This is a genomic window from Streptomyces aculeolatus (assembly GCF_020400605.1).
In the GTDB taxonomy this organism is placed as follows: Bacteria; Actinomycetota; Actinomycetes; order Streptomycetales; family Streptomycetaceae; genus Streptomyces; species Streptomyces aculeolatus.
In genome coordinates this window covers 175,718-197,591 of sequence record NZ_JAINRD010000018.1, presented here as the reverse complement: position 1 = coordinate 197,591, position 21,874 = coordinate 175,718, and the positions used below count along the sequence as shown (strand labels likewise).

Annotated in this window: 14 protein-coding genes; 6 read left to right on the top strand and 8 right to left on the bottom strand. The window is 71.6% G+C overall.

What is annotated here, in order from left to right; translation table 11 throughout:
• Positions 1-154: 154 nt before the first annotated feature.
• From LG396_RS26795 to glyA, 5 genes are all read left to right on the top strand, one after another.
• Positions 155-2,368: a family 20 glycosylhydrolase gene (locus tag LG396_RS26795; RefSeq protein WP_225796718.1), complete on the top strand. Its 2,214-nt coding sequence runs from the start codon at positions 155-157 to the stop codon at positions 2,366-2,368.
• A gap of 307 nt (positions 2,369-2,675) precedes the next feature.
• Positions 2,676-4,106: a Gfo/Idh/MocA family protein gene (locus LG396_RS26790; RefSeq protein WP_078524265.1), complete on the top strand. Its 1,431-nt coding sequence runs from the start codon at positions 2,676-2,678 to the stop codon at positions 4,104-4,106.
• Between the two features lie 154 nt (positions 4,107-4,260).
• Complete coding sequence (locus tag LG396_RS26785; RefSeq protein ID WP_225796726.1) at positions 4,261-5,196, top strand: beta-sandwich domain-containing protein; 936 nt, start codon at positions 4,261-4,263, stop codon at positions 5,194-5,196.
• Between the two features lie 365 nt (positions 5,197-5,561).
• Entirely contained in the window at positions 5,562-7,298 is a 1,737-nt protein-coding gene (locus LG396_RS26780) for a BCCT family transporter (RefSeq protein ID WP_078524267.1), read from the top strand.
• 260 nt (positions 7,299-7,558) lie between these two features.
• The gene (gene glyA, locus LG396_RS26775) at positions 7,559-8,839 is read left to right on the top strand and encodes a serine hydroxymethyltransferase (RefSeq protein WP_308190127.1); all 1,281 of its coding nucleotides are present in this window, start codon (positions 7,559-7,561) and stop codon (positions 8,837-8,839) included.
• Between the two features lie 36 nt (positions 8,840-8,875).
• Here glyA and LG396_RS26770 read toward each other — a convergent pair whose 3' ends face one another.
• Genes LG396_RS26770 through LG396_RS26755 form a run of 4 tightly spaced genes read right to left on the bottom strand, consistent with a single transcriptional unit; the run spans position 8,876 to position 16,436 of the window.
• On the bottom strand, positions 8,876-9,514 hold the full coding sequence (locus LG396_RS26770) for a sarcosine oxidase subunit gamma (protein ID WP_225796717.1): 639 nt from the start codon (positions 9,512-9,514) through the stop codon (positions 8,876-8,878).
• Entirely contained in the window at positions 9,507-12,701 is a 3,195-nt protein-coding gene (locus tag LG396_RS26765; RefSeq protein ID WP_225796716.1) for a sarcosine oxidase subunit delta family protein, read from the bottom strand. The genes LG396_RS26770 and LG396_RS26765 overlap by 8 nt, the downstream gene beginning before the upstream one ends.
• Positions 12,702-12,712: 11 nt before the next feature.
• Positions 12,713-13,945 carry a sarcosine oxidase subunit beta family protein gene (locus LG396_RS26760; protein ID WP_225796715.1) on the bottom strand — a complete coding sequence of 411 codons (1,233 nt, stop codon included), beginning with the start codon at positions 13,943-13,945 and terminating at the stop codon, positions 12,713-12,715.
• A gap of 52 nt (positions 13,946-13,997) precedes the next feature.
• A complete protein-coding gene (locus tag LG396_RS26755) occupies positions 13,998-16,436 on the bottom strand; it encodes a GcvT family protein (RefSeq protein ID WP_225796714.1) in 2,439 nt (812 codons plus the stop codon).
• A 300-nt stretch (positions 16,437-16,736) separates the two neighbouring features.
• Between LG396_RS26755 and LG396_RS26750 the strand changes: the two genes are divergently transcribed.
• Positions 16,737-17,483: an IclR family transcriptional regulator gene (locus LG396_RS26750; RefSeq protein ID WP_018840793.1), complete on the top strand. Its 747-nt coding sequence runs from the start codon at positions 16,737-16,739 to the stop codon at positions 17,481-17,483.
• 50 nt (positions 17,484-17,533) lie between these two features.
• Here the strand turns inward: LG396_RS26750 and LG396_RS26745 are convergent, their stop codons facing one another.
• The 4 genes from LG396_RS26745 to LG396_RS26730 form a co-directional block, all read right to left on the bottom strand.
• Positions 17,534-18,667: an aromatic ring-hydroxylating oxygenase subunit alpha gene (locus LG396_RS26745; RefSeq protein ID WP_225796713.1), complete on the bottom strand. Its 1,134-nt coding sequence runs from the start codon at positions 18,665-18,667 to the stop codon at positions 17,534-17,536.
• A gap of 67 nt (positions 18,668-18,734) precedes the next feature.
• Positions 18,735-19,925: an NAD(P)/FAD-dependent oxidoreductase gene (locus LG396_RS26740; RefSeq protein WP_225796712.1), complete on the bottom strand. Its 1,191-nt coding sequence runs from the start codon at positions 19,923-19,925 to the stop codon at positions 18,735-18,737.
• On the bottom strand, positions 19,922-20,284 hold the full coding sequence (locus LG396_RS26735; protein ID WP_037751222.1) for a bifunctional 3-phenylpropionate/cinnamic acid dioxygenase ferredoxin subunit: 363 nt from the start codon (positions 20,282-20,284) through the stop codon (positions 19,922-19,924). The genes LG396_RS26740 and LG396_RS26735 overlap by 4 nt, the downstream gene beginning before the upstream one ends.
• A 223-nt stretch (positions 20,285-20,507) precedes the next feature.
• Positions 20,508-21,593 (bottom strand): S-(hydroxymethyl)mycothiol dehydrogenase, encoded by a 1,086-nt coding sequence (locus tag LG396_RS26730; RefSeq protein WP_225796711.1) that lies wholly within the window; start codon positions 21,591-21,593, stop codon positions 20,508-20,510.
• Positions 21,594-21,874 lie beyond the last annotated feature (281 nt).

Sequence of the window (21,874 nt, the reverse complement as noted above, 5' to 3'; positions counted from 1 at the left end):
ACGGCACGTCGTCTCGGGCCTGACGGCCGGCTCGGTGAAATAAGGCAGACGGCGGGCGGAGACCGAACTCTTCTTTCCCGCCGTTCGACACCCGGGCAATCGTCCGGATGATTTCCTCACCGATATCCCTGTCAGACAGAGGTGAATTGCAACCATGCGTCGTTCGCTACCAGTACTCATAGCGGTCCTTGTCGGCCTCTTCAGCTCCCTCCTCGCGCCTGCCGCGGCCGCCCCCGACCCGCGCGCCGAAGGCGGCCCACCACCCGTGGTACCCCGGCCGGCACAGTGGGAGGACCTCGGCGGCACCGTCGACCTGACCGCCCGCTCGCGCATCCTGCTCGATCCGGGCTCCCGTACCCGTACGACGACCGGGGCCGGCCGCCAGGAGCTGCCCGGTCCGGCCCGGCAGACCGGGCAGGGCCTGGCCGAGCAGTTGCAGGCCGACATCAGGTCGGTCACCGGGCTGCGGCTCGCGATCAGCAGCGGGCCCGCGAAGCCCCGGCCCGGCGACATCCACCTCCGGCTCACCGACGACGCCGAACTCGGCGCCGAGGGCTACCACCTGGACAGCTCGAGCGCGATCAGCATCGAGGCGGCCTCCACGCACGGTCTGTTCTACGGCACCCGAACCCTGCTGCAGACGCTGCGCGCCGGCTCGTCACACCGCGCCGTGCCGCGCGCCCGCAGCACCGACGTGCCCACGCAGCAGGTGCGCATGGTCCAGCTCGACGCCGGTCGCAAGTACTGGGAGATGGACTACCTGGAGAACCTGATCCGCCGCATGGGTGACATGAAGCTCAACACCCTCTTCCTGCAACTGTCGGATTCCGAGGGGTTCCGCCTCTACAGTCCGAAGTTCCCCGGACTCGCCGAGCGCGAGCACAGCTACAGCCGCGCCGACATCGAGCGGCTGAAGGCACTGGGCGCCCGCCAGCACGTCCAGATCATGCCGGGCATCGACGTGCCGGGGCACGCGACCGTGATCAGTGAGGCGTTCGGAATCGGCTTCGGCTCGGGCGCGAACCCGTGCACCGCCGCGCACACCCACTCCCACCTCACCCCGGACTGGATCATCGACATCACGGACCGGGACGCGATCGAGGTGACCAGGAGGCTCGTAGCCGAGTTCACCGACTGGTTCGACGCCCCGCTGTTCAGCATCGGCGCCGACGAACTGCCCGGGCAGCTCGCCGAGTGCCCCCGGGTGAAGCGCCACCTCGCCGAGGACCCGGACGTCAGCACCCTCGGGGACCTGCTCAACAGCTACATCAACACCCTCGACGACGTGGTGACGGCCCACGGCAAGCGGACCGCCATCTACAACGGCACCGAGCACCTGGCAGCGCCGCAGCAGCAGGTCAACTCCCCCGTGGTCTTCCTGACCTGGGAGGGGACCGGCACCGACCCCATCATTCCGGGCCACGACGAGATCGCCATCGGCCCCTTCTACGTGACGCCGAACAACTACCACAACCTCTACCCCGACGAGCGGTGGATGTACGAGACGTGGGTGCCGAACACCGCGGACGACATGCTCGGCTCCGGCGTGATGAACTGGGCCGACTACAACTTCTGGGCCGAGGACCAGTACTTCGAGCAGGTCATGGCCGCCCCCCGGGCACTCCTCGCGGACCGGGCCTGGAACGGCTCTGCGGCCCCCGACACGCTCGCCGGGTTCCGGGCCCGGACGGCCGCGCTCGGTGACCCGCCCGGCGTCACCACCGCGCCACAGACGCCCCGGACGGACGACGGCCGCCCCAGCCACCACTGGACGTTCGACGCCGCCTCGTACCCGGCCGGCTGGACGTACGCCAGCAGCCCGCCCAACACGATCATGGCCGAAGACGTCGCCGGCGACCTGCCCGGCACGACGTACATCATCAACAACCCCACCCTCGTCGAGGACGGGGTACGCGGCCAGGCGTTCCGCTTCGACCACAACCGGGACGGGGTGGGCTTCGGCGGCACCGACGTCGCAGCGCCCTGGACCGCCTCCGCATGGGTCAAGCTCACCGCGACCACCAGCGACCAGGTGCTGCTCAGCTCCCGCGCCGGCGCCCTGAAGCTGCAGCAATACGGCAGCGGCAAGGTGGGCTTCACCCGCTTCGGCGCCGCCGACCACAGCTTCGACTACACCGTGCCGCTGAACCGCTGGGTCCACCTGACCTGGGTGGCGGAGCCGGACCGCACCACCCTCTACGCCGACGGCGAACCCGCCGGCACCGTGAACGCCTCGATCCCCCTCCCGCTGCGCTCCATCGGCACGCCCAACGCCGGCGTCCGCGGTGACCTCGACGAACTCGTCACCTGGGACGAGGCGCTGACGCCCGCACAGGTGCGGGAGCGCTACGCCGCATACGGGCGCTGACCGGCCGACGGGCAACTCGAACGACCGCGCTTCCTGGCTGCGGCCGGCCTTGCGGAGTGCCCTGGTGCTCCGCAAGGCCGGGAGTCTGCGGTGATCGTCCAGCTCTGGCGATGCCCTTTTGCACCGGTGTGTCCGGTGTCAAGTCCACCCAGCTGCAACGTCCGGGCCGACCTGGACAGAGGACGCCAACGCCGCACGCTTTGCTTGAAGTTGCTTGAAAAGAGCAACTTTCGCGCACATATTGACATGCTGTTCTGCCTCCGGGAGATTCTTGGGCACCAGCGATGTCCAAGCCGGGGAGCAACACATGCAGGAAGCATCTGGAGTCTCGAGACGCGCAGTACTGGGCGGAGCAGCGGCCACTGGAGCCATGGCCGCGCTGGGCACTGCGGGCACCGCGAGGGCCGCCGAAACGACCGGAACGGCCGGGACGCCCGGTCGGCCGGCGGGGCAGACCTCGATGGTGAAGCAGGCCTTCGACGTGTACCCGACCGTGCGGGTCGGGGTGATAGGAATCGGCAACCGCGGAAGCGGGATGGCCAACGGGTGGGCCGCCGTGCCCGGATGCGTGGTGCGCGCGGTCTGCGATGTGCGGGCCCCGCGCGCGAAGGCCAAGGCCGATCAGCTCGCGGCGGACGGCAAGCCGAGGCCCCTGGAGTTCGGCGGTTCGCCGGATGCGTACAAGGAGATGCTCAAGCGCGACGACATCGACCTCGTCTACATAGCCACCCCCTGGGAGTTCCACTACGAACAGGGCAAAGCCGCGTTGCTCGCCGGGAAGCACGTGCTGGTCGAGTTGCCCATCGCCACCGAGCTGGACCAGTTGTGGGATCTGGTCAACACCTCGGAGCGGACCCGTCGTCACCTGCTGCTCTCGGAGAACGTCTCCTACGGCCGCAACGAACTGGCCATGCTGCGCATGGCCCACGACGGCGCCTTCGGCGACATCACCAACGGCCACGGTGGCTACCTTCACGACCTGCGCGAACTGCTGTTCTCCAACACGTACTACACCGACTCCTGGCGGCGGCTGTGGCACACGCGCTCGACCGCCTCCTTCTACCCGATGCACGGCCTGGCCCCCATTGCGGCCGCGATGGACATCAACCGCGGAGACCGGATGGTCACCCTGCGCGCCACCGCCACCGAGCCCAAGGGACTGGCCGACTACCGAGCCCGGTTCGTGCCCGAGGGACACCCGTCGTGGCAGGAGACGTACGTCAACGGCGATCTCGTCACCTGCTTGATCGACACCGCCGACGGCCGCATCATCCGGGCCGAGCACGACGTCAGCTCGCCTCGCCCCTACAGCAGGATCAACACGATCGCCGGCAGCCGCGGAATCTTCGAGGACTACGCCGGCCCGTCTCCGACCGGTGGCCGGATCTACATCGAGCCCGACCACGGCGGCCATTCCTGGCGGGACTTCAAGTCCTACCGTGACGAGTACGACCACTGGCTGTGGAAGAAGATCGGCGACGACGCCGCGAACAACGGCGGGCACGGCGGCATGGACTACGTGCTGCAGTGGCGCACGGTCCAGTGCATGCGTGCCGGCCTGGTACCGGACATGGACGTGTACGACGCGGCGGCATGGTGCTCGCCGGTGCCACTCAGCGTGATGTCGCTGGAGAACAAGGGGCGTCCGGTCCCGGTGCCTGACTTCACCCGCGGATCCTGGGTGAACATTCGCCTCGGTCTCGACACGCGCGAGTCGGACATGCCGCCCGTGGCCTGAGCAGGGCTCACCCACGTCGTCCCGGATCCACTCCACTCAACCCCGGGCCGCCCATCGGTCCAGTCTCCCCGGAGGAGAGGAAACGCTCATGCCGATCGAGCCATCCCGCACCGCCCTGTCCCGAAGATCCTTCGCCGTAGCCGGAGCGGGGGCCGTGCTGCTGCCCGCCACCGTCCTCGCAGGCACGGCTCGCGCCGCCGACGCCGCGCAGACCGAGGTCACCGTCTCTCCCATCGACCTCGACGGACCGGCCGTCACCACCGTCACCGTCACCGTCCGCAACACCGCTCCCAAGCGGCTGCGTGACGTGCGCGTGAGCTTCTCCGGGCCCGTCGGCTGGGTGGTCGAGCCGGAGGAACGGGCCGTCAGGGGCGGCATCGACCCGAACAGCCACGCCACCGTGACCTTCGAACTGCTGGTCCCGGCACCGAGTTCCGGCTTCCAACTGCTCAACTTCACCGCGACCGCACTGTACGAAGGCGGCGACGGCCTCACCCGCGCCACCGTCACTCGTACGGAGCGACGCGGCGAGCCACTGCCCACGCTCGCGGCGGCCTACAACAACGTCGGCATCACCGACGAATCGAACACCGCGCCGGGCGACTTCGACGGCGGCGGCAACAGCTTCTCCGCCCAGAAGCTCGCCGACGTGGGTCTGAGCCCGGGCGCGTCCGTCACCGCGCTCGGCGCCGATCTGACCTGGCCGGACACCTCGCCGGGAACCAAGGACAACGCGTCCAGCGGCGGCCAGGCGATCTCCCTCAGCGGATCCGGGAGCAAGCTGGTCTTCCTCGGCTCGGGGGTCGGCAACAACGCGGTGGGCACCGCCCGGGTCTTCTACACCGACGGCACCAGCAGCACCGGCAGCTTCGGCTTCCCCAACTGGTCGTTCCAGAACGTCACCGACCACGGCGCGACCCAGATAGCCGCGTCGAACGGCCGCAACCGGCAGGACGGGTACGGGAACGCAGGCGTCACGTACAGCGTCTTCGCCCATTCCGTGCCCCTCGATGCGGGCAAGACGGTGGATCTGGTGGTGCTGCCGGGGCAGGGCGGCATCCACATCTTCGCCATGGCCATCGCCGGCTGAAGTACCACGCGCAGCCTCCGAACCATCGCTGAAGCCGGGCTTGTCGTGTCCTCCGACCGGCGGACAGGACAAGCCCGGGCCTCCCCCGCGCCACTCGCCCGTTCAGCGCGATCAGATCGCTTCGAACCCTCTCGCTCCAGCACCTGAGAGGCACACGACAGCCGGGACCCTCCGCCTCATCGTGTCGAGAGGTCCTACGGCCGGGCTGCCGTCGGAGGTCTTGACGGCCGGGACCAGGGGCTGCTTCCCTGTTGCGCCTACAGAACCGATGTCCCTCATTGCGCAACGTACGTTGCCGCCGCTCCAAGCCTCCCCCCGCTGCGCACGCGCATAACAAAAGGAACGAGAGCATGCCCGCTCCGAACATGGCGAAGCCCCCGAGCGACGGTCCGGACAAGGGCTCCTTACCAACGGGGATACGTCGAACCGATCCGGTGGTCTTCGGCGTCACGGCGGCACTGACCCTCGCCTTCCTCGTATGGGGAGCCCACGACTCCGACTCGCTCGCCGACGTCTCCGGCAACCTGCTCTCCGACGTCATGCGCAACACCGGCTGGGGGTTCGTGCTCACGGCCTCCGCGTTCGTCGTGTTCGCGCTGTGGCTGGCCGCGAGCCGCTACGGCAGGATCACGCTCGGCCGGGAAGGCGAGAAGCCGGAGTTCCGCACGGTCTCATGGGTCGCGATGATGTTCAGTGCGGGCATGGGCATCGGGCTGATGTTCTGGGGCGTGGCCGAGCCGGTCAACCACTACACGACGGCGCCGCCCAACACCTCGCCCGAGGACTCGGGCGAGGCGATGACGACGTCGATGTCCACGACCCTCTTCCACTGGACGCTGCACCCGTGGGCGATGTACGCCGTGGTCGGCATGGCCATCGCGTACAGCGCGTTCCGGCGCGGGCGCCGGCAGACCATCAGCGCGGTCTTCACCCCGCTCATCGGCGCCCGCCACGCGAACGGGAACGCGGGCCGCGTCATCGACATCCTCGCCATCGCCGCCACCCTCTTCGGCTCCGCGGCCTCGCTGGGGCTCGGCGCACTGCAGATCGGCAGCGGCATCCAGGAGATGGACTGGATGGACGAGGTCGGCACGAACCTCCTGGTGGTGATCATCGCCTCGCTGACCCTGGCGTTCGTGCTGTCGGCCGTGTCGGGGATCGCCAAGGGCATCCAGTGGCTGTCCAACATCAACATGGTGCTGGCGGTCATGCTGGTCGTCTTCGTCTTCGCGGCGGGCCCGACGGTGCTGATGCTGGATCTGCTGCCGACCTCGGTCGGCGCCTTCCTCGGCGACCTGCCCGACATGGCGGCCCGTACGGAGGCGAGTGGCGGCGAGGGCATCAGCGGATGGCTGAGCGACTGGACGGTCTTCTACTGGGCCTGGTGGATCTCCTGGACGCCGTTCGTCGGCATGTTCATCGCCCGTATCAGCCGGGGCCGGACGATCCGGCAGTTCGTCGGCGGCGTGATCCTGGTGCCGAGCGCGGTGAGCCTGGTGTGGTTCGCCGTCTTCGGCGGGGCGGCGATGCGCCAGGAGGAGCAGGGCGCCGACCTCATGGGCGAGACGACCGAGGGCCAGCTCTTCGCGGTGCTGCGCGACTACCCGATCGCCACCGTGACCACGCTGGTCGTGATGATCCTCGTGGGCATCTTCTTCGTCTCCGGGGCCGACGCGGCCTCGATCGTGATGGGCACGCTCTCGCAGCGCGGCACTCTGGAGCCCGACCGGCTGGTCGTCATCTTCTGGGGCGCCCTGACGGGCGGCGTGGCCGCGGTCATGCTGCTGGTCGGCGACGGCGAGAACACGGCGCTCACCGGGCTGCGGGACCTCACGATCATCGCGGCCGTGCCGTTCGCGCTGGTGATGATCGGGCTGTGCGTCGCGCTCATGCGCGACCTGCGGCGCGACCCGGTCATCCTGCGCAGCGAGAAGGCCGAGGAAGTCGTGGAGACGGCGGTCATCAACGGACACCAGCAGTACGACGGCGACTTCGAGATCGCCATCACCGCCTGCGGCGACAACGGTGCGCCCTCCGCACCTCTGGACGAGCCCCAGCCGGCGGACGGTCCGGCCGCCGGCGGTCCGGCGGCCCCGGGCTGACGCCGCGGGGCTCCGCCGTCAGCACCTCCGCACCGGTATCTCGCGGCACCCGCCGCGAGATACCGGTGTTCGTTTTCCGGCAGGGGAACGGGTGTTGCCCATGACGCAGCATGAATCACATTGCGGAACCTCATCACTCCGGAGACCTTGACCGGGTCATCTCGCGCTTGCAGTATGTTGCGTATCGCTCAGCATGTTGCTTATTACGCACTACATGCGCGCGCAACGCGCTCCGCGCGCCCCACATGAGGGAGCTGCAGATGACCGTCATGAACACGTCCCTGCAGGAGCTCGACCCGGAGATCGCCGCCGCGATCGGCGCCGAGCTGAACCGCCAGCAGACCACTCTGGAGATGATCGCTTCCGAGAACTTCGCGCCGGTCGCGGTCCTCCAGGCCCAGGGCTCGGTGCTGACGAACAAGTACGCCGAGGGCTACCCCGGCCGCCGCTACTACGGCGGCTGCGAGTACGTCGACGTCGCCGAGCGGATCGCGGTCGACCGGGTCAGGGACCTGTTCGGCGCCGAGTACGCCAACGTCCAGCCGCACTCGGGAGCATCCGCCAACCAGGCCGCCCTCTTCGCGCTGGCCGAGCCCGGAGACACCGTCCTCGGCCTCGACCTGGCCCACGGCGGCCACCTGACCCACGGGATGCGGCTGAACTTCTCCGGCAAGCAGTTCCACGTGGTCGCCTACCACGTCGACCCCGGGACCGGCCTGGTCGACATGGCCGAGCTGGCGGAGCTGGCCAGGGAGCACCGGCCGAAGGTGATCATCGCTGGCTGGTCGGCGTACCCCCGGCAGCTGGACTTCGCGGAGTTCCGCCGGATCGCCGACGAGGCCGGCGCGTACCTGTGGGTGGACATGGCGCACTTCGCCGGTCTGGTCGCGGCGGGCCTGCACCCGAACCCGGTCCCGTACGCGGACGTCGTCACCTCCACCACCCACAAGACGCTCGGCGGCCCGCGCGGCGGCGTCGTCCTGGCCGGGAAGGGCTTCGCGAAGAAGCTGAACTCCGCCGTCTTCCCGGGCTTCCAGGGCGGCCCCCTGGAGCACGTGATCGCGGCCAAGGCGGTGGCCTTCAAGGTCGCCGCCACGGAGGGCTTCAGGGAACGGCAGCGCCGTACGGTCGAGGGCGCCCGCATCCTGGCCGAGCGCCTGACCGACCCGGACGCACGCAAGGCCGGGGTGAACGTCCTCACCGGCGGCACGGACGTCCACCTGGTCCTGGTCGACCTGCGCGAGTCGGAGCTGGACGGCCGGCGGGCCGAAGACCTCCTGCACGAGGCGGGCATCACCGTCAACCGCAACGCCGTGCCCGACGACCCGCGCCCGCCGATGGTCACCTCGGGGCTGCGCATCGGTACGCCGGCCCTGGCTACCCGCGGCTTCACGGCCGGGGACTTCCGGGACGTCGCGGACGTCGTCGCCGAGGTGCTGAAGACGCCCGCAGCCGCCGGTTCGGAAGGCTTCGGTCCGCTGCGGGCCCGGGTGGCTGCCCTGGCCGGCAAGCACCCGCTCTACCCGGGCCGGAACACGTAAACGGCGCTCACGCCCCGGGGCGGCCGCCGTCGCCGGTCACGACGCGGGGAGGGCGGCGGCGGCCGGCCGGCCCGTGATGTACTCAGTCGCCGCGTCGAGCAGCCAGTCCGTGAGATGGCCGGCGAACGACGCGCGGACCAGCACCCAGAACCCGGCCCGGGGTTCGTCCCGGGCGACCACCACGGCCTGGGTACGGCCCAGGGTCGTCTGGGCGCAGCGGCCGGCGCCGAAGGCACGCGGGTGCAGGTCCAGCGGGCAGCCGTGGGCCAGGAGGTCCCGGGCCCGCGGGCCGGAGACGAGGAGCGTGGTGCGCTGGCCGGAGACGTCGGCGACGGCGACGGGTTCGTCCCCCGCGGCCTCCCGGATCCGGCTCTCCAGCTCCCGCCCGCCGCGGGGCGGGCCGACGACCAGCCATTCGTCCGGGCCCAGCCACAAGGCGGTGAACTCCCCGGCGCGCACCGCGGTGTTCGGTTCGAGGGGGAGGCGGAAGCCCAGCGCCGGCCCGAGGGCGTCCACCGCCGGCCCCTTGGGGTCCAGCCGCACGTCGACCTGGGTCAGGAAGGGGACTTCGGCCAGCCGGACCGCGCCTTCGGACGCACGTGTGGCGGCGGCCAGGCGGCCGGCCGCATGCTCCAGCGGGCTGCGGAGCGGGGTGTCCGGGGTGGTGTCAGCCATCGCGGCGGGCTCCCTCGGGGTCGTAGAGGACGGGGCTTGCGACGGTCACCGGGATCACCCGGTCGCCGACGGCCGCGTGCAGCCGCTCGCCGATACGGTCCCGGCCGCCCTTGACCAGGGCGAGCGCGAACGTCCGGCCGAGGGCCGCGCTGCGGTAGCTGGAGGTGACGTGGCCGAGCATCGGGACGGGCGGCGCGGGCAGTTCGCTGCCGGCGACCAGGTGGGTGCCCTCGGGCAGGAAGGCGCCGGGGTCCTCGGGGAGCAGGCCCACCAGGTGCTTGCGGTCGGGGCGGACGGTGTCGGCACGGGCGTGCGAACGCTTGCCGATGAAGTCCGGCTTCTTCTTCGACACCGCCCATCCCATGCCGAGGTCCTGGGGGGTGACGGTGCCGTCGGTGTCCTGGCCGATGATCGGGTAGCCCTTCTCCGCCCGCAGGACGTGCATGGTCTCCGTGCCGTACGGCGTGATGCCGTCGGGCGCGCCGGCCTCGTACAGCGCTTCCCAGAGACCGAGGGCGTGCCACGGCGAGACGTTGATCTCGTAGGCCAGTTCGCCGGAGAAGCTGATCCGGCACACCCTGGCCGCGATCCCCGCCACCGTCGCGTCCCGCCACGCCATGAAGGGGAAGGCGTCGTTGTCCACCGCCAGCCGGGGCGCGAGCGCACCGAACACCCGGCGGGCACGCGGGCCGACCAGAGCGACGGTGGCCCAGTGGTCGGTGACGGAAGTGCAGTGGACCCGCAGTTCCGGCCACTCGGTCTGCAGCCACTCCTCCATCCAGTCCAGGACCGCGGCCGCGTTGCCCGTGGTCGTGGTGGCGAGGAAGCGGTCCCCGGCGAGGCGGATGACCGTTCCGTCGTCGAAGACCATCCCGTCCGGGCGGCACATCACGCCGTAGCGGATCCGGCCGGGTTTCAGGGTGCTCATCATGTTGGTGTAGAGCCGGTCGAGGAAGACGGCGGCGTCCGGGCCCTGGACGTCGATCTTGCCGAGGGTGGAGGCGTCCATGAAGGCCACGGACTCGCGGGCCGCGCGGCACTCGCGGAGCACGGCGGCCGCCATGTCCTCGCCGTCCCGCGGGTAGTACCACGGCCGCTTCCACTGGCCCACGTCCTCGAAGCGGGCGCCGTGCGCGGCATGCCAGGGGTGCAGGGCGGTCACCCGCACGGGGTCGTACAGCGCTCCGCGGGCGCGGCCGGCGAGCGTGGCGAAGGAGACGGGGGCGTAGGGCGGCCGGAACGTGGTCGTGCCGAGCTCCGAGACGTCCACCCCGAGCAGTTCGGCGACCACGCCGCCGGCCAGGGCGCCGGAGGTCTTGCCCTGGTCGCTGCCGGTGCCGGCCGTGGTGTAGCGCTTGGTGTGCTCGACCGAACGCATACCGGCGCCGGTCGCCCGCGCCAGGTCGGCGACGGTGACGTCCCGCTGGAGGTCGACGTAGCGGTGGGCGCCCGAGGCGCCGGGCACGGAGTGGACGTGCATGGGCGGCGTGTGCGGCTGTGCGGCGAACACCGGGAGGTCCGGCGCCGTCGGCGTGCAGCCCTCGGCCCCGGCGGCGCGGGCACCGGCGTCCGCCCCCTGCGCCAGTGCCGCGGCCGGGTCGGACACGCCGCCCGCGCCGCCCACGGCCTCGACCGCCTGCCGGCAGGCGGCGGGGACGAAGGAGCCCAGCGCCTCGTCGTAGCGCAACTCGCCGCCGGCCTGGCTGAACAGGTGCACCGCCGGGTTCCAGCCGCCGGACACCAGGAGCAGGTCGGCGGCGAACCGCTGCCCGGTGGACTCTCCGTACGGGGCGACCGTCACGGCCGTGAGGCGGTCGTCGCCTTCGGTGGCGGTGACGGCGTGCCCGGCCAGCACCCGGATGCCGGCTGCCTCGGCGCGGTCGGCCCACTCCCCCGGTTCTGCGCGGGTGTCGACGATCGCCGCGACCTCGGCGCCCGCACCGTCCAGGTCGATCGCCGCGGCGTAGGCGCTGTCGTTGGTGGTGAAGACGACGGCCCGGCGGCCGGGCAGGACGCCGTGGCGGTTGACGTAGGCGCGGGCGGCGGAGGCCAGCATCACCCCGGGGCGGTCGTTGTCCGCGAAGGCCAGCGAGCGCTCGTGGGCCCCGGTGGCGAGGACGACGTGGCGTGCCCGGATGCGCCAGACGCGTTCGCGGGAGACGTGCGCCGGCGCCGCGGCGCCGAGGTGGTTCGTACGGCGCTCGACGGCGAGGAGGTAGTTGTCGTCGTAGTAGCCGAAGACGGTCGTACGGGGAAGGAGGCGCACCTCGGGTTCGGCGGCGAGGCGCCCGGCGGTCTCCTCGACCCAGTCGAGGCGTTCGCCCGTGCCCAGCAGGCTCCCGCCGGGTCCCGGCCGGTCGTCGGCGAGGATGACGCGTGCTCCGCCGTGCGCGGCGGCCGCCGCCGCGGCGAGTCCCGCCGGTCCCGCGCCGACCACCAGGACATCGCAGTGCGCGTGTACGGCGTCGTAGCGGGCCGGGTCCGGCTCCTCGGTGAGCCGCCCCCGGCCCGGCAGGCTGTGCGCCACCAGACCGTCGTACAGCTCGAGGGTCGTCGCGGGCACCATCGTCTCCGGGAAGGTGCCCGCGACGCGGACGACGGCGTTGGGCTCCTCCACGCCGGCGGTGAAGATACCGCGCGGGCGGCCGTCCCGGACGCTCGTACCGCACCGGATGACGCCGTTCGCGAGGAGGGCGGAGGCAAGGGTGTCGCCTCGGCGGCCCCGGTACGCGGTGCCGTCGAAGGTGAAGGTGAGCGGCGTGCCGCGGTGGTCCCGGGCGCTTGCGGCGCGGCGCGGCGGGCGGCCCTCGGCGGGGCCCCCGGCGGTCGCGGCGCGCCCGCGGCCCGTGTCCTGCCGTTCCGGCTCCGGAGGGATCCGGCGGTGGGACGCCGGATGGACGGGATCCGGCTCCGCGGAGGCGGGCGGCCACTCCCCCGACTGGTACACGGCCAGGACCTCGTTCGTCGAGGTGTCCCGTACCGCGTTGAACCAGCGGCGGCAGCCGGCCGCGTGGCTCCACCGCTCGGCGAAGGGGCCCTGCGGGTTGGCGCGGAAGAACAGGTAGCGGGCCCACTCCTCGTCGGTGAGGTCGGCCGGGGCCTGCGGATACGGCACGTGTGCCTGGCCGCCGTAGCGGAACTCGGCCTCGTCGCGGGGCCCGCACCACGGGCAGGTGATCAGCAGCATGGTTCGGCTCCCTAGTGGGCCACCGCGGCCGCGCCGTGCTCGTCGACGAGGGCGCCGGTGGTGAAGCGGTCGAGCGAGAAGGGGGCGGCCAGGGGGTGCGGCGTGTCGTGGGCGATGGTGTGGGCGTAGACCCGGCCGACCCCCGGCGTGGCCTTGAACCCGCCCGTGCCCCAGCCGCAGTTGAGGTACAGGTTTTCCACCGGGGTGAGCCCGACGACGGGCGAGGCGTCGGGGGTGATGTCGACGATGCCCGCCCAGGTGCGCAGCACATGGGCGCGGGCGAAGACCGGAAAGAGCTCCAGGGCCGCGGACATCTGATCCTCGATGATGTGGAAGGCGCCGCGCCGGGTGTACGAGTTGTACGCGTCGACGCCCGTGCCCATGACCAGTTCGCCCTTGTGCGCCTGGCTGACGTACACGTGCACCGTGTTGGACATGACGACCGTCGGGTGCACCGGCTCCAGGAGTTCGGAGACGAGCGCCTGCAGCGGGCGGCTCTGCAGCGGCAGTTCGAGGCCGGCCATGGCGGCGAGGACCGACGTGTGGCCCGCGGCGCAGAGCGCGACCTTGCCGGCGGCGATCGGACCGAGCGTGGTCTCCACGCCGACGACCCGGCCGCCGGCCTGCCGCACCCCGGTGACCTCGCAATTCTGGATGATGTCGACGCCCGCGGCGTCGGCGGAGCGGGCCAGGCCCCACGCGACGTGGTCGTGCTTGGCGATGCCGGCGCGCGGCTGGTAGGTGGCGCCCAGCACGGGGTAGCGCACGTCGGGTGAAACGTCGACGATCGGGCAGACCTCTTCGACCTGCTCGGGGCCGAGCCATTCGGCGTCGACGCCGTTGAGCCGGTTCGCCTCGACGCGGCGCACGCCTTCGCGTACGTCCTGGAGGTTGTGGGCGAGGTTCAGCACGCCGCGCTGGGAGAACTGCAGGGGGTAGTCGAGTTCCTCCGTCAGCCCCTCCCACAGCCTGAGGGCGTGCTCATAGATGCCGGCGCTCTCGTCCCACAGGTAGTTGGAGCGGATGATGGCGGTGTTGCGGGCCATGTTGCCGCCCGCCAGCCAGCCCTTCTCCAGCACGGCGACGTCGGTGATTCCGTGGTTCCTCGCCAGGTAGTGGGCGGTGGCGAGGCCGTGTCCGCCGCCACCGACGATCACCACGTCGTACGCACGCTTCGGGTCGGGGTTGCGCCACAGCCGGTCGGGGTGCTCGGGGAGGCCGGCGCCGGGTGTGCGGGAGCTCATCGGACGTCTCCGTCTGCTGGAAGGGGCGGATACGGCGGGCACGTCGGCGGCGCTAGCCGCGGAGCCGGGACATCGCCGGGTCGAACAGGGGCTCCTCGGCGACGACCGCCTCGACGGTCCGGTCGAAGTAGCCGATGTGCAGGGCGGTCCCGGGGACGGCGAGTTCCGCGCGGAGCCATGCGTAGGCGATGCCCTTGCCGATCGTGTAGCCGTACGCGGCGCTGGTGACGTACCCGGCCGTGCGGTCGCCGTCGTACACCGGCTCCTTGCCCATGACGACCGCCCGCGGGTCGTCGACGGTGAGGCAGGTCAGCCTGCGCCGTACGCCGTCCCTGCGGCGCTCCAGCGCGGCCTTGCCGATGAAGTCCTCCTTGTCGGGCCTGACGGCGAAGCCGACGCCGGCCTCGTAGGGGTCGTGCTCGTAGGTCATGTCGGTCCCGAAGGAGCGGTAGCCCTTCTCCAGGCGGAGGCTGTTGAAGGCGCCGCGGCCCGCGACGATGCCGCCCAGCGGTCCGGCCGCCCGCCGCAGCGTGTCCCACAGCTTCCGGCCCAGGTCGGCGGTGGTGTACAGCTCCCAGCCCAGCTCTCCGACGTAGCTCAGCCGCATGGCCGTCACCGGAACGCTGCCGACGTGGGCGCGCTTGGCGCGGAAGTACTTCAGGCCGGCGGCGGAGAAGTCCTCGTCGGCGAGCGGCTGGAGCACCTCGCGGGCGAGCGGTCCCCACAGGCCGATGCAGCAGGTGCCGGGGGTGATGTCGCGGACCTGGACCGTGCCGTCGGCGGGGAGGTGGCGGGTGAGCCAGTGCAGGTCCAGGTTCCCGTTGGCGCCGACCTGGAAGAGGTCGCGGCCCAGCCGGGCGACGGTGATGTCGCTGCGGATGCCGCCGTCGTGGTCGAGGAGCAGGGTGTACGTCACCGAGCCGACGGACTTGTCGACCTTGCCGGTGCACATGCGCTGCAGGAAGGCGGCGGCGCCCGGGCCGCTGACCTCCAGGCGCTTCAGGGCCGTCATGTCGTACATCGCGACGGTCTCCCGGGTGGTCTGCGCCTCCGCGCCGACGATGGGCGACCAGTAGCGGGCGGCCCAGTCGTTCGGGGTGGGGACGGAGCGGCCCGCGACGAGGGGGGCGTTGGCCTCGTACCACTGCGGGCGCTCCCAGCCGTTCGCCTCCAGGAAGAAGGCGTCAAGCTCCTGCTGGCGGCCGTGGAAGGGGCTGGTGCGGATCGGGCGCGGCTCCCCCGCCGGCTGCAGCGGGTGCAGGATGTCGTAGACCTCGACGAAGTTCCGGCAGTCGCGGGCCAGGACGTACTCCGGGGCCAACTGGTGCGGCTCGAAGCGGTTGACGTCGCACTCGTGGAGGTCGAAGGAGGAGCAGTAGCCGTCGACGAGCCATTCGGCCATGGCCCGCCCGACGCCCGCGGAGTGGGTGACCCAGACCGCCTCGGCGACCCAGAAGCCCGCGACGTCGGGGGACTCGCCGAGGAGCGGATTGCCGTCGGGGGTGAAGGAGAACAGGCCGTTGATGCCCTCCTCGACCTTCGCCTCCTGCGTCGCGGGGAGCAGGGAGCGGGTCTCGGTCCAGGCGTCGGCGAAGTCCTCCTCGGTGAACGCCAGCACCGAGGGCATCCCCTCGGCCTCGTCCACGGACAGGATGTCGTCCGCGGAGACGGGCATGGGGCGGTGGCCGTAGTAACCGATGCCCAGGCGGTCGAAGCGGTCGCGGTAGTAGAGGTCGGCGTCCTGGTGCCGCAGGATCGGGCGCACCGCCTCCTCGCCCTGGCCGGCCAGGGCGGGGACCGGTCCGGTCCAGGCGAACTGGTGGGCGAGCGGGGTGAGCGGGAGGCTCATGCCGGCCATGCGGGCGATCCTCGGGCCCCAGATGCCGGCGCAGCACACGACGATGTCGGCGGGCAGTTCGCCGTGGTCGGTGCGGACGCCGGTGACGCGGCCTCCGCTCTGCAGGACGTCGAGGACCTCGTGGCGGGCGAGGAAGCGGACGCCGCGCGCGGTGGCCCGGCGGATCTGCGCCTCGACGGCGGGAACGGCCTTGGCCAGCCCGTCCGTCGGCACCAGGAGACCGCCGAGGACCCTGTCCCGGTTCAGCAACGGGTGCCGCTCGGCGCACTCCTCGGACGTCAGCAGGCGGGCCTCGACGCCCCAGGCGGTGAGCCAGCCGTACCGGCGGTGCAGCTCCGCGAGGCGGTCGGGGGCGGTCGCCACCTCCAGACCGCCGACCCGCAGGAAGCAGGGCTCGCCCGCGACCTCGAGGGAGCAGAACTTCTCGACGGTGTAGCGGGCCAGTTCGGTCATGGTCTTCGACGGGTTCGCCTGGAAGACGAGCCCGGGGGCGTGCGAGCTGGATCCGCCGGTGGCGGGGAGCGGGCCCTGGTCGACCACGGTCACTTCGGTCCAGCCTCGCGCCGAGACCTCGTCCGCGAGCGCCGCGCCGACGACGCCCGCTCCGATGATGACCACTCGGGGTCCCGCCATGGCCGCACCTCCGGATTGAAAGCCCAGTCCAGTGGTTGCTATATACGCAACATGACTCGTTCTACGCAACAAATGTTCGCGGCGGGCAGGCGGGGTGTCAAGGGGTGCCGGGGCGCTCGGACGCACGCCGCCAGGTCCGTGGGGAGCGGTCCGGCGGCGCCATCCACGGCCAACGGCCGCAACCGGGTGCGGCTTCCGTTCCCTCGCGTCACGCTCAGTAGCGTTGTTTACTGTGGGTATAGTTTCGTTGTGAGCAACGACAATCCTTTTTCCGAAACCCCGACACCGCCCGCCGGCGGGGTGCAGTCGGTCGACCGCGCCATCAGCGTTCTGGAGATCCTGGCCCACCACGGTGAGGCGGGGGTGAGCGAGGTGGCCGCGGAGATCGACGTGCACAAGTCCACCGCGTTCCGCCTCCTCGGCGCCCTGGAGGCCCGCGGTCTGGTGGAACAGGCCGGTGAACGCGGCAAGTACCGCCTCGGCTTCGGCATCGTGCGCCTGTCCGCCTCGGTGACGGGACGCATCGACATCACCCAGCAGAGCCGTCCGGTCTGCGAGCGTCTGGCCGAGGAGCTCGGCGAGACCGTCAACATCGCCGTACTGCAGGAGCACTTCGCGATAAACCTGTACCAGGTGCGCGGCCCGGGGGCCGTCGCCGCGCAGAACTGGGTCGGCCAGCTGACCCCGTCGTACGCCACGTCGAGCGGCAAGATCCTCCTGGCCCACCTGCCGGCTGAGGAACGCGCCGCACTGCTGGCCGAGACCAGCCTGAAGAAGGTCACCCCGCACACGATCTCCGCGAAGACGAAACTCGAGAAGCACCTCACCGAGGCCCGCCGGCGCGGCTACGCGTGGAGCCTGGAGGAGCTGGAGGTCGGGCTCCACGCCATGGCCGCTCCGATCCGCAACCGGTACGGAGACGTCGTCGCGGCGGTGAGCGCCTCGGGACCCGCGTACCGGCTCACCGAGGAACGCCTGCACGAGCTGTCCGAGTTGCTCGTCAAGGGCGCGGAGGAGATCAGCCATCGGATCGGCTACCCGGACTGAGCTGCCCGGCCGCCGGCTGCTCCGGCCGTCGCGCCCCCGGGCGCCGGGCGCTACCGCGGCTGCCGCGTGCCCAGGCGCTCGCGTACCCAGTCGTGGAAAGCGCCGATGTGGTGCTCGCTCGGCACCAGTACCCCTCCCTTGGCGTACATCCGTGAGCTCATTCCGGGCTGCGTGCGCTCGCACGCCTCGAAGTCCTGCCGGTTGACCCGGTCGAAGAGCTCGACCGACCGGCTGAGGTCCCTGCCGCCGTCGACGACGTGCGGGAGGTACAGCCAGTCGCACTCGACGACCGTGCGGTCGACGGCAGCCGGACGGACCCGGTGGAAGATCACGTGGTCGGGGACGAGGTTGATGAAGACCTGCGGCTTGACGGTGATCGCGTAGTAGCGCCGGTCCTGGTCCTCGGCGACGCCGGGGATGCGGTCCATGCCCGCGGAGCCGTCGACGGTGAAGCCCTCGATCTCCGCACCGAACTCGGCACCGTGGCCGACGTAGTACTGGGCGGCCAGGCCGTCGGTGAACTCGGGGAGCACCTCGGTGAGTTCGGGATGGATCGTGGCGCAGTGGTAGCACTCCATGAAGTTCTCGATGATGAGCTTCCAGTTGGCCCTGACGTCGTAGACGATCCTCTTGCCGACCGAGAGGCCGCCGATGTCGTAGTGCTCGACCGCCTCCGCGTCGCCCAGGCGGGCGACGACGTCGCCGACGACATCCTCCTCGAAGGAGGGCGGATGCTCCGCGAGGCAGACCCAGACGTAGCCGAGCCATTCGCGGCTGGCCACGCTCGCCAGGCCGAACTCGGTGCGGCCGACGTCGGGCATCCTGGTGAGGTTCGGCGCCGCGATGAGCTTGCCCGTCAGGTCGTACGTCCAGGCGTGGTACGGGCACTGGAAGGCCCGCGCGACCTCACCGCTCTCCTGCGTGCAGAGCTTCGCTCCGCGGTGCCGGCAGACGTTGAAGTAGGCGCGGACGGAGCCGTCCCGGGCGCGGGTGACGAGGATGCTCTCGCGGCCCACGTCGACGGTGCGGAAGGCGCCGGGCTTCGCTATGTCCGACGCGCGCGCGACGCAGAACCACATGGTCTCGAAGATGCGCTCCTGCTCCAGGGCGAAGACCGCGGGATCGGTGTAGGAGGAGCCGGGGAGGGTGGCGATCAGGCTGTCCGGCAGGCCGGTCGAGGTCACGGTGCACTCCTCGGCAATCGTCGTGGATCCGTCATGGGCGACCGCGGCAGGGGATGCCCCGGCGGTGTCAGGCGGCCGTGGGCGTGAGCTGCTTGCGCCAGCGGGTGAACATCCGCGGCTGGTTCATACCGAGCACGGCGACCGGATGGCCCGCGCGCCGGTAGACGGCCAGGACGTTGCGGTCGTCCGGGGCGCCTTCCTCGATCGTCACGCTGTCGGCGCCGGACGCGTGACCGGCAAACTGGATGCGCACCCCGTACTGGTCCGACCAGAAGTACGGCGGCCGCGGCGGCCGCGGGTGCGCCGCCCCGCCGGAGAGCAGCGTCGCGACGGCCAGGTCGGGGCGCTCGCGCGCGCCGGTCCAGTGCTCGACGCGGCGGTGGGCGCCCGCGAGCGGGTCGTGCCAGTTGGCGCAGTCGCCGACCGCGACCACCCCGGGCACGCTGGTACGGCCGTCCGCGCCGCACTTGACGCCGTTGTCGAGCGCGACGCCGGATCCCTCCAGCCACCCGACGCACGGCCGGGCACCTACACCGGCCAGCACGACGTCGGCGGGGATTTCGCGGCCGTCGTCGAGCAAGACCGCGCCGGCCCGCCCCCGGACACCGCCCGTAGAGGACCGCCCGGTCCCGTCCACGCCCCTGACGCCGACTCCGCACAGGAGCCGTACGCCGTGATCCGCGTGGAGGGCCGAGACGACGCCGCCCATGGTCTCGCCGAGCGGCCCCGAGAGCGGCGTCGGGGCCGCCTCGACCACCGTCACCTCGTGGCCGAGGGCGCTGGCGGTGGAGGCGACCTCGGCACCGATGAACCCGCCGCCGATCACCACCAGCCTTCCGCCCGAGGCCAGTTCCGCCCGCAGCCTGCGGGCGTCGTCCAGGGTGCGCAGGACGTGCACCCCGGCCAGCCCTTCGGTGCCGGGGAGGGTGCGCGCCGCGGCGCCGGTCGCGATGACGACGCCGTCGGCGCGGACCTCCCGGCCATCGGCGAGCCGGACGGAGGGGCGCGTGCGGTCGAGCGCGGTGGCGCGGGCGCCGAGCAGCCAGTCGGCCCGCAGGTCCTCGTCGTCCGCCTCCAGGGCGAGTTCCGCCTCGCCGATGTCCCCGGCGAGGAACTCCTTCGACAACGGGGGCCTGTCGTACGGGCGGTGGCGCTCGTCCCCGATGACGACGAGCCGCCCGTCGTAGCCCTGGCGCCGCAGTGCCCGCGCCGCCGACAGCCCGGCCAGCGACGCGCCCACCACGGCCACGGTCCTCACCCGCCGGCCCCGGCGAGCCGGGCCGCGACGCAGGCCGGCAGGTTGGGGGCGGCCGTGGACAGCTGGACGTAGATCATGCCGTCCTCGATCACGACCTCGTGGGTCCGCACGGGCCGCTTGGCCGGCGGCGCGTCGACGGCGCCGGTCCTCAGGTCGAACTTGGAGGCGTGCAGCGGACACTCCACCCAGCAGTCCTCCAGCCAGCCGTCGGCGAGCGAGGCGTCCTGGTGGGTGCATGTGTCGTCGATGGCGAAGACCTCGCCGGCATCGGTGTGGAACACCGAGACGGGCGGGTCGCTGTCGAGCCGGAAGGCCTCTCCCCGCGGAAGGTCCGCGAGTCGGCACGCGGGAATCATCATGACACCTCGGTGCGTATGGCGAAACAGAATGCGGTCAGCGCAACATCAGTCTGCGGCGGCCCCTCCCCCTTGTCAAGGCGTTTGCGGGCCACCCAGTTGCCTATGAAACAACTTCAATCTCCATACGAAACGTTGACGGAGGGGAGCGCAACGCCGGAACCGGCCTCTCCCAAGGACGGGCCGGCGTGCGCACCCGCACACCGGCCCGGGTCCAGGTCGACGGTCAGAGGACGACCACGGAGCGCAGCACGCCGCCCTCGCGCATGCGCTCGAAAGCCGCCTCCACACCGTCCAGCGCGATGGTCTCCGTGACGAAGGCGTCCAGGTCCAGCCGGCCCTGCAGATAGAGGTCGATGAGCATCGGGAAGTCCCGGCCCGGCAGACAGTCGCCGTACCAGGACGACTTGAGCGCACCGCCCCGGCCGAAGACGTCGAGCAGCGGCAGCTCCAGCTTCATCTCCGGGGTCGGGACACCGACGAGGACGACCGTGCCGGCCAGGTCGCGGGCGTAGAACGCCTGCTCGTACGTCTCGGGGCGGCCCACCGCCTCGACGACCACATCGGCGCCGAAGCCGCCGGTCAGCTCCCGGATCGCCGCGACGGGGTCGGCGTCCCGGGAGTTGACGGTGTGGGTGGCGCCCAGCTTCCCGGCGACCTCCAGCTTGCGGTCGTCGACGTCCACCGCGATGATCTTCGCCGCGCCCGCCAGGTACGCCCCGGCGACCGCGGCCGCGCCGACCCCGCCGCAGCCGATGACGGCCACGCTGTCGCCCCGCCCGACCCCGCCGGTGTTGACGGCCGCACCGAGGCCGGCCATGACCCCGCACCCCAGCAGACCCGCGGCGGCTGCCGACGCGGCCCGGTCGACCTTCGTGCACTGCCCGGCCGCGACCAGCGTCTTCTCCGCGAACGCGCCGATGCCCAGCGCCGGCGACAGTTCGGTGCCGTCGGCCAGGGTCATCTTCTGCTTAGCGTTGCGGGTGTCGAAGCAGTACCACGGCCGCCCGCGCAGGCAGGCACGGCACTGCCCGCACACCGCCCGCCAGTTGAGGATGACGAAGTCGCCGGGGGCCACGTCGGCGACGCCCGCGCCGACCGACTCCACGATGCCCGCGGCCTCGTGGCCCAGCAGAAAGGGGAAGTCGTCGCTGATGCCCCCCTCGCGGTAGTGCAGGTCCGTGTGGCAGACGCCGCATGCCTCGATCCGTACGAGCGCCTCTCCCGGCCCCGGGTCGGGGACGGTGATCGTTTCCAGGCTGACGGGGGCTCCTTTCGCCCGCGCGACGACGGCACGTACCTGATGGGTCATGGCCACTCCTCGACTCATGTTGCTTATTGCGGCACGCGGTTCATGTACCGCAACACAGAATCGTGGCGTGCCGGACCGGGGTCAAGGTGCGCCCCAGGACGACGAGCGTGGGCCTGCGGACATCCGGGCTGCCCGGTGAACGCACCGCCGGACCTCGTCCACTCCGCTGCACGGATTCACTCGCGGCTCGACGGCGCCACCGGCGACGGGACGTGTCGGCGGTGCACTCGGGCCTAGACTCGGTCAGACCCTAGGACAGGCGCGAAACGGGGGTGCGGGAG

What these genes read in the sequence shown, in the direction of transcription:
- LG396_RS26755 (WP_225796714.1), bottom strand. Translation starts at nt 16,436, where the DNA reads ATGGCGGGACCCCGAGTGGTCATCATCGGAGCGGGCGTCGTCGGCGCG.
- LG396_RS26780 (WP_078524267.1), top strand. Translation starts at nt 5,562, where the DNA reads ATGGCGAAGCCCCCGAGCGACGGTCCGGACAAGGGCTCCTTACCAACG.
- LG396_RS26790 (WP_078524265.1), top strand. Translation starts at nt 2,676, where the DNA reads ATGCAGGAAGCATCTGGAGTCTCGAGACGCGCAGTACTGGGCGGAGCA.
- LG396_RS26795 (WP_225796718.1), top strand. Translation starts at nt 155, where the DNA reads ATGCGTCGTTCGCTACCAGTACTCATAGCGGTCCTTGTCGGCCTCTTC.
- LG396_RS26770 (WP_225796717.1), bottom strand. Translation starts at nt 9,514, where the DNA reads ATGGCTGACACCACCCCGGACACCCCGCTCCGCAGCCCGCTGGAGCAT.
- LG396_RS26730 (WP_225796711.1), bottom strand. Translation starts at nt 21,593, where the DNA reads ATGACCCATCAGGTACGTGCCGTCGTCGCGCGGGCGAAAGGAGCCCCC.
- glyA (WP_308190127.1), top strand. Translation starts at nt 7,559, where the DNA reads ATGACCGTCATGAACACGTCCCTGCAGGAGCTCGACCCGGAGATCGCC.
- LG396_RS26735 (WP_037751222.1), bottom strand. Translation starts at nt 20,284, where the DNA reads ATGATGATTCCCGCGTGCCGACTCGCGGACCTTCCGCGGGGAGAGGCC.
- LG396_RS26760 (WP_225796715.1), bottom strand. Translation starts at nt 13,945, where the DNA reads ATGAGCTCCCGCACACCCGGCGCCGGCCTCCCCGAGCACCCCGACCGG.
- LG396_RS26765 (WP_225796716.1), bottom strand. Translation starts at nt 12,701, where the DNA reads ATGCTGCTGATCACCTGCCCGTGGTGCGGGCCCCGCGACGAGGCCGAG.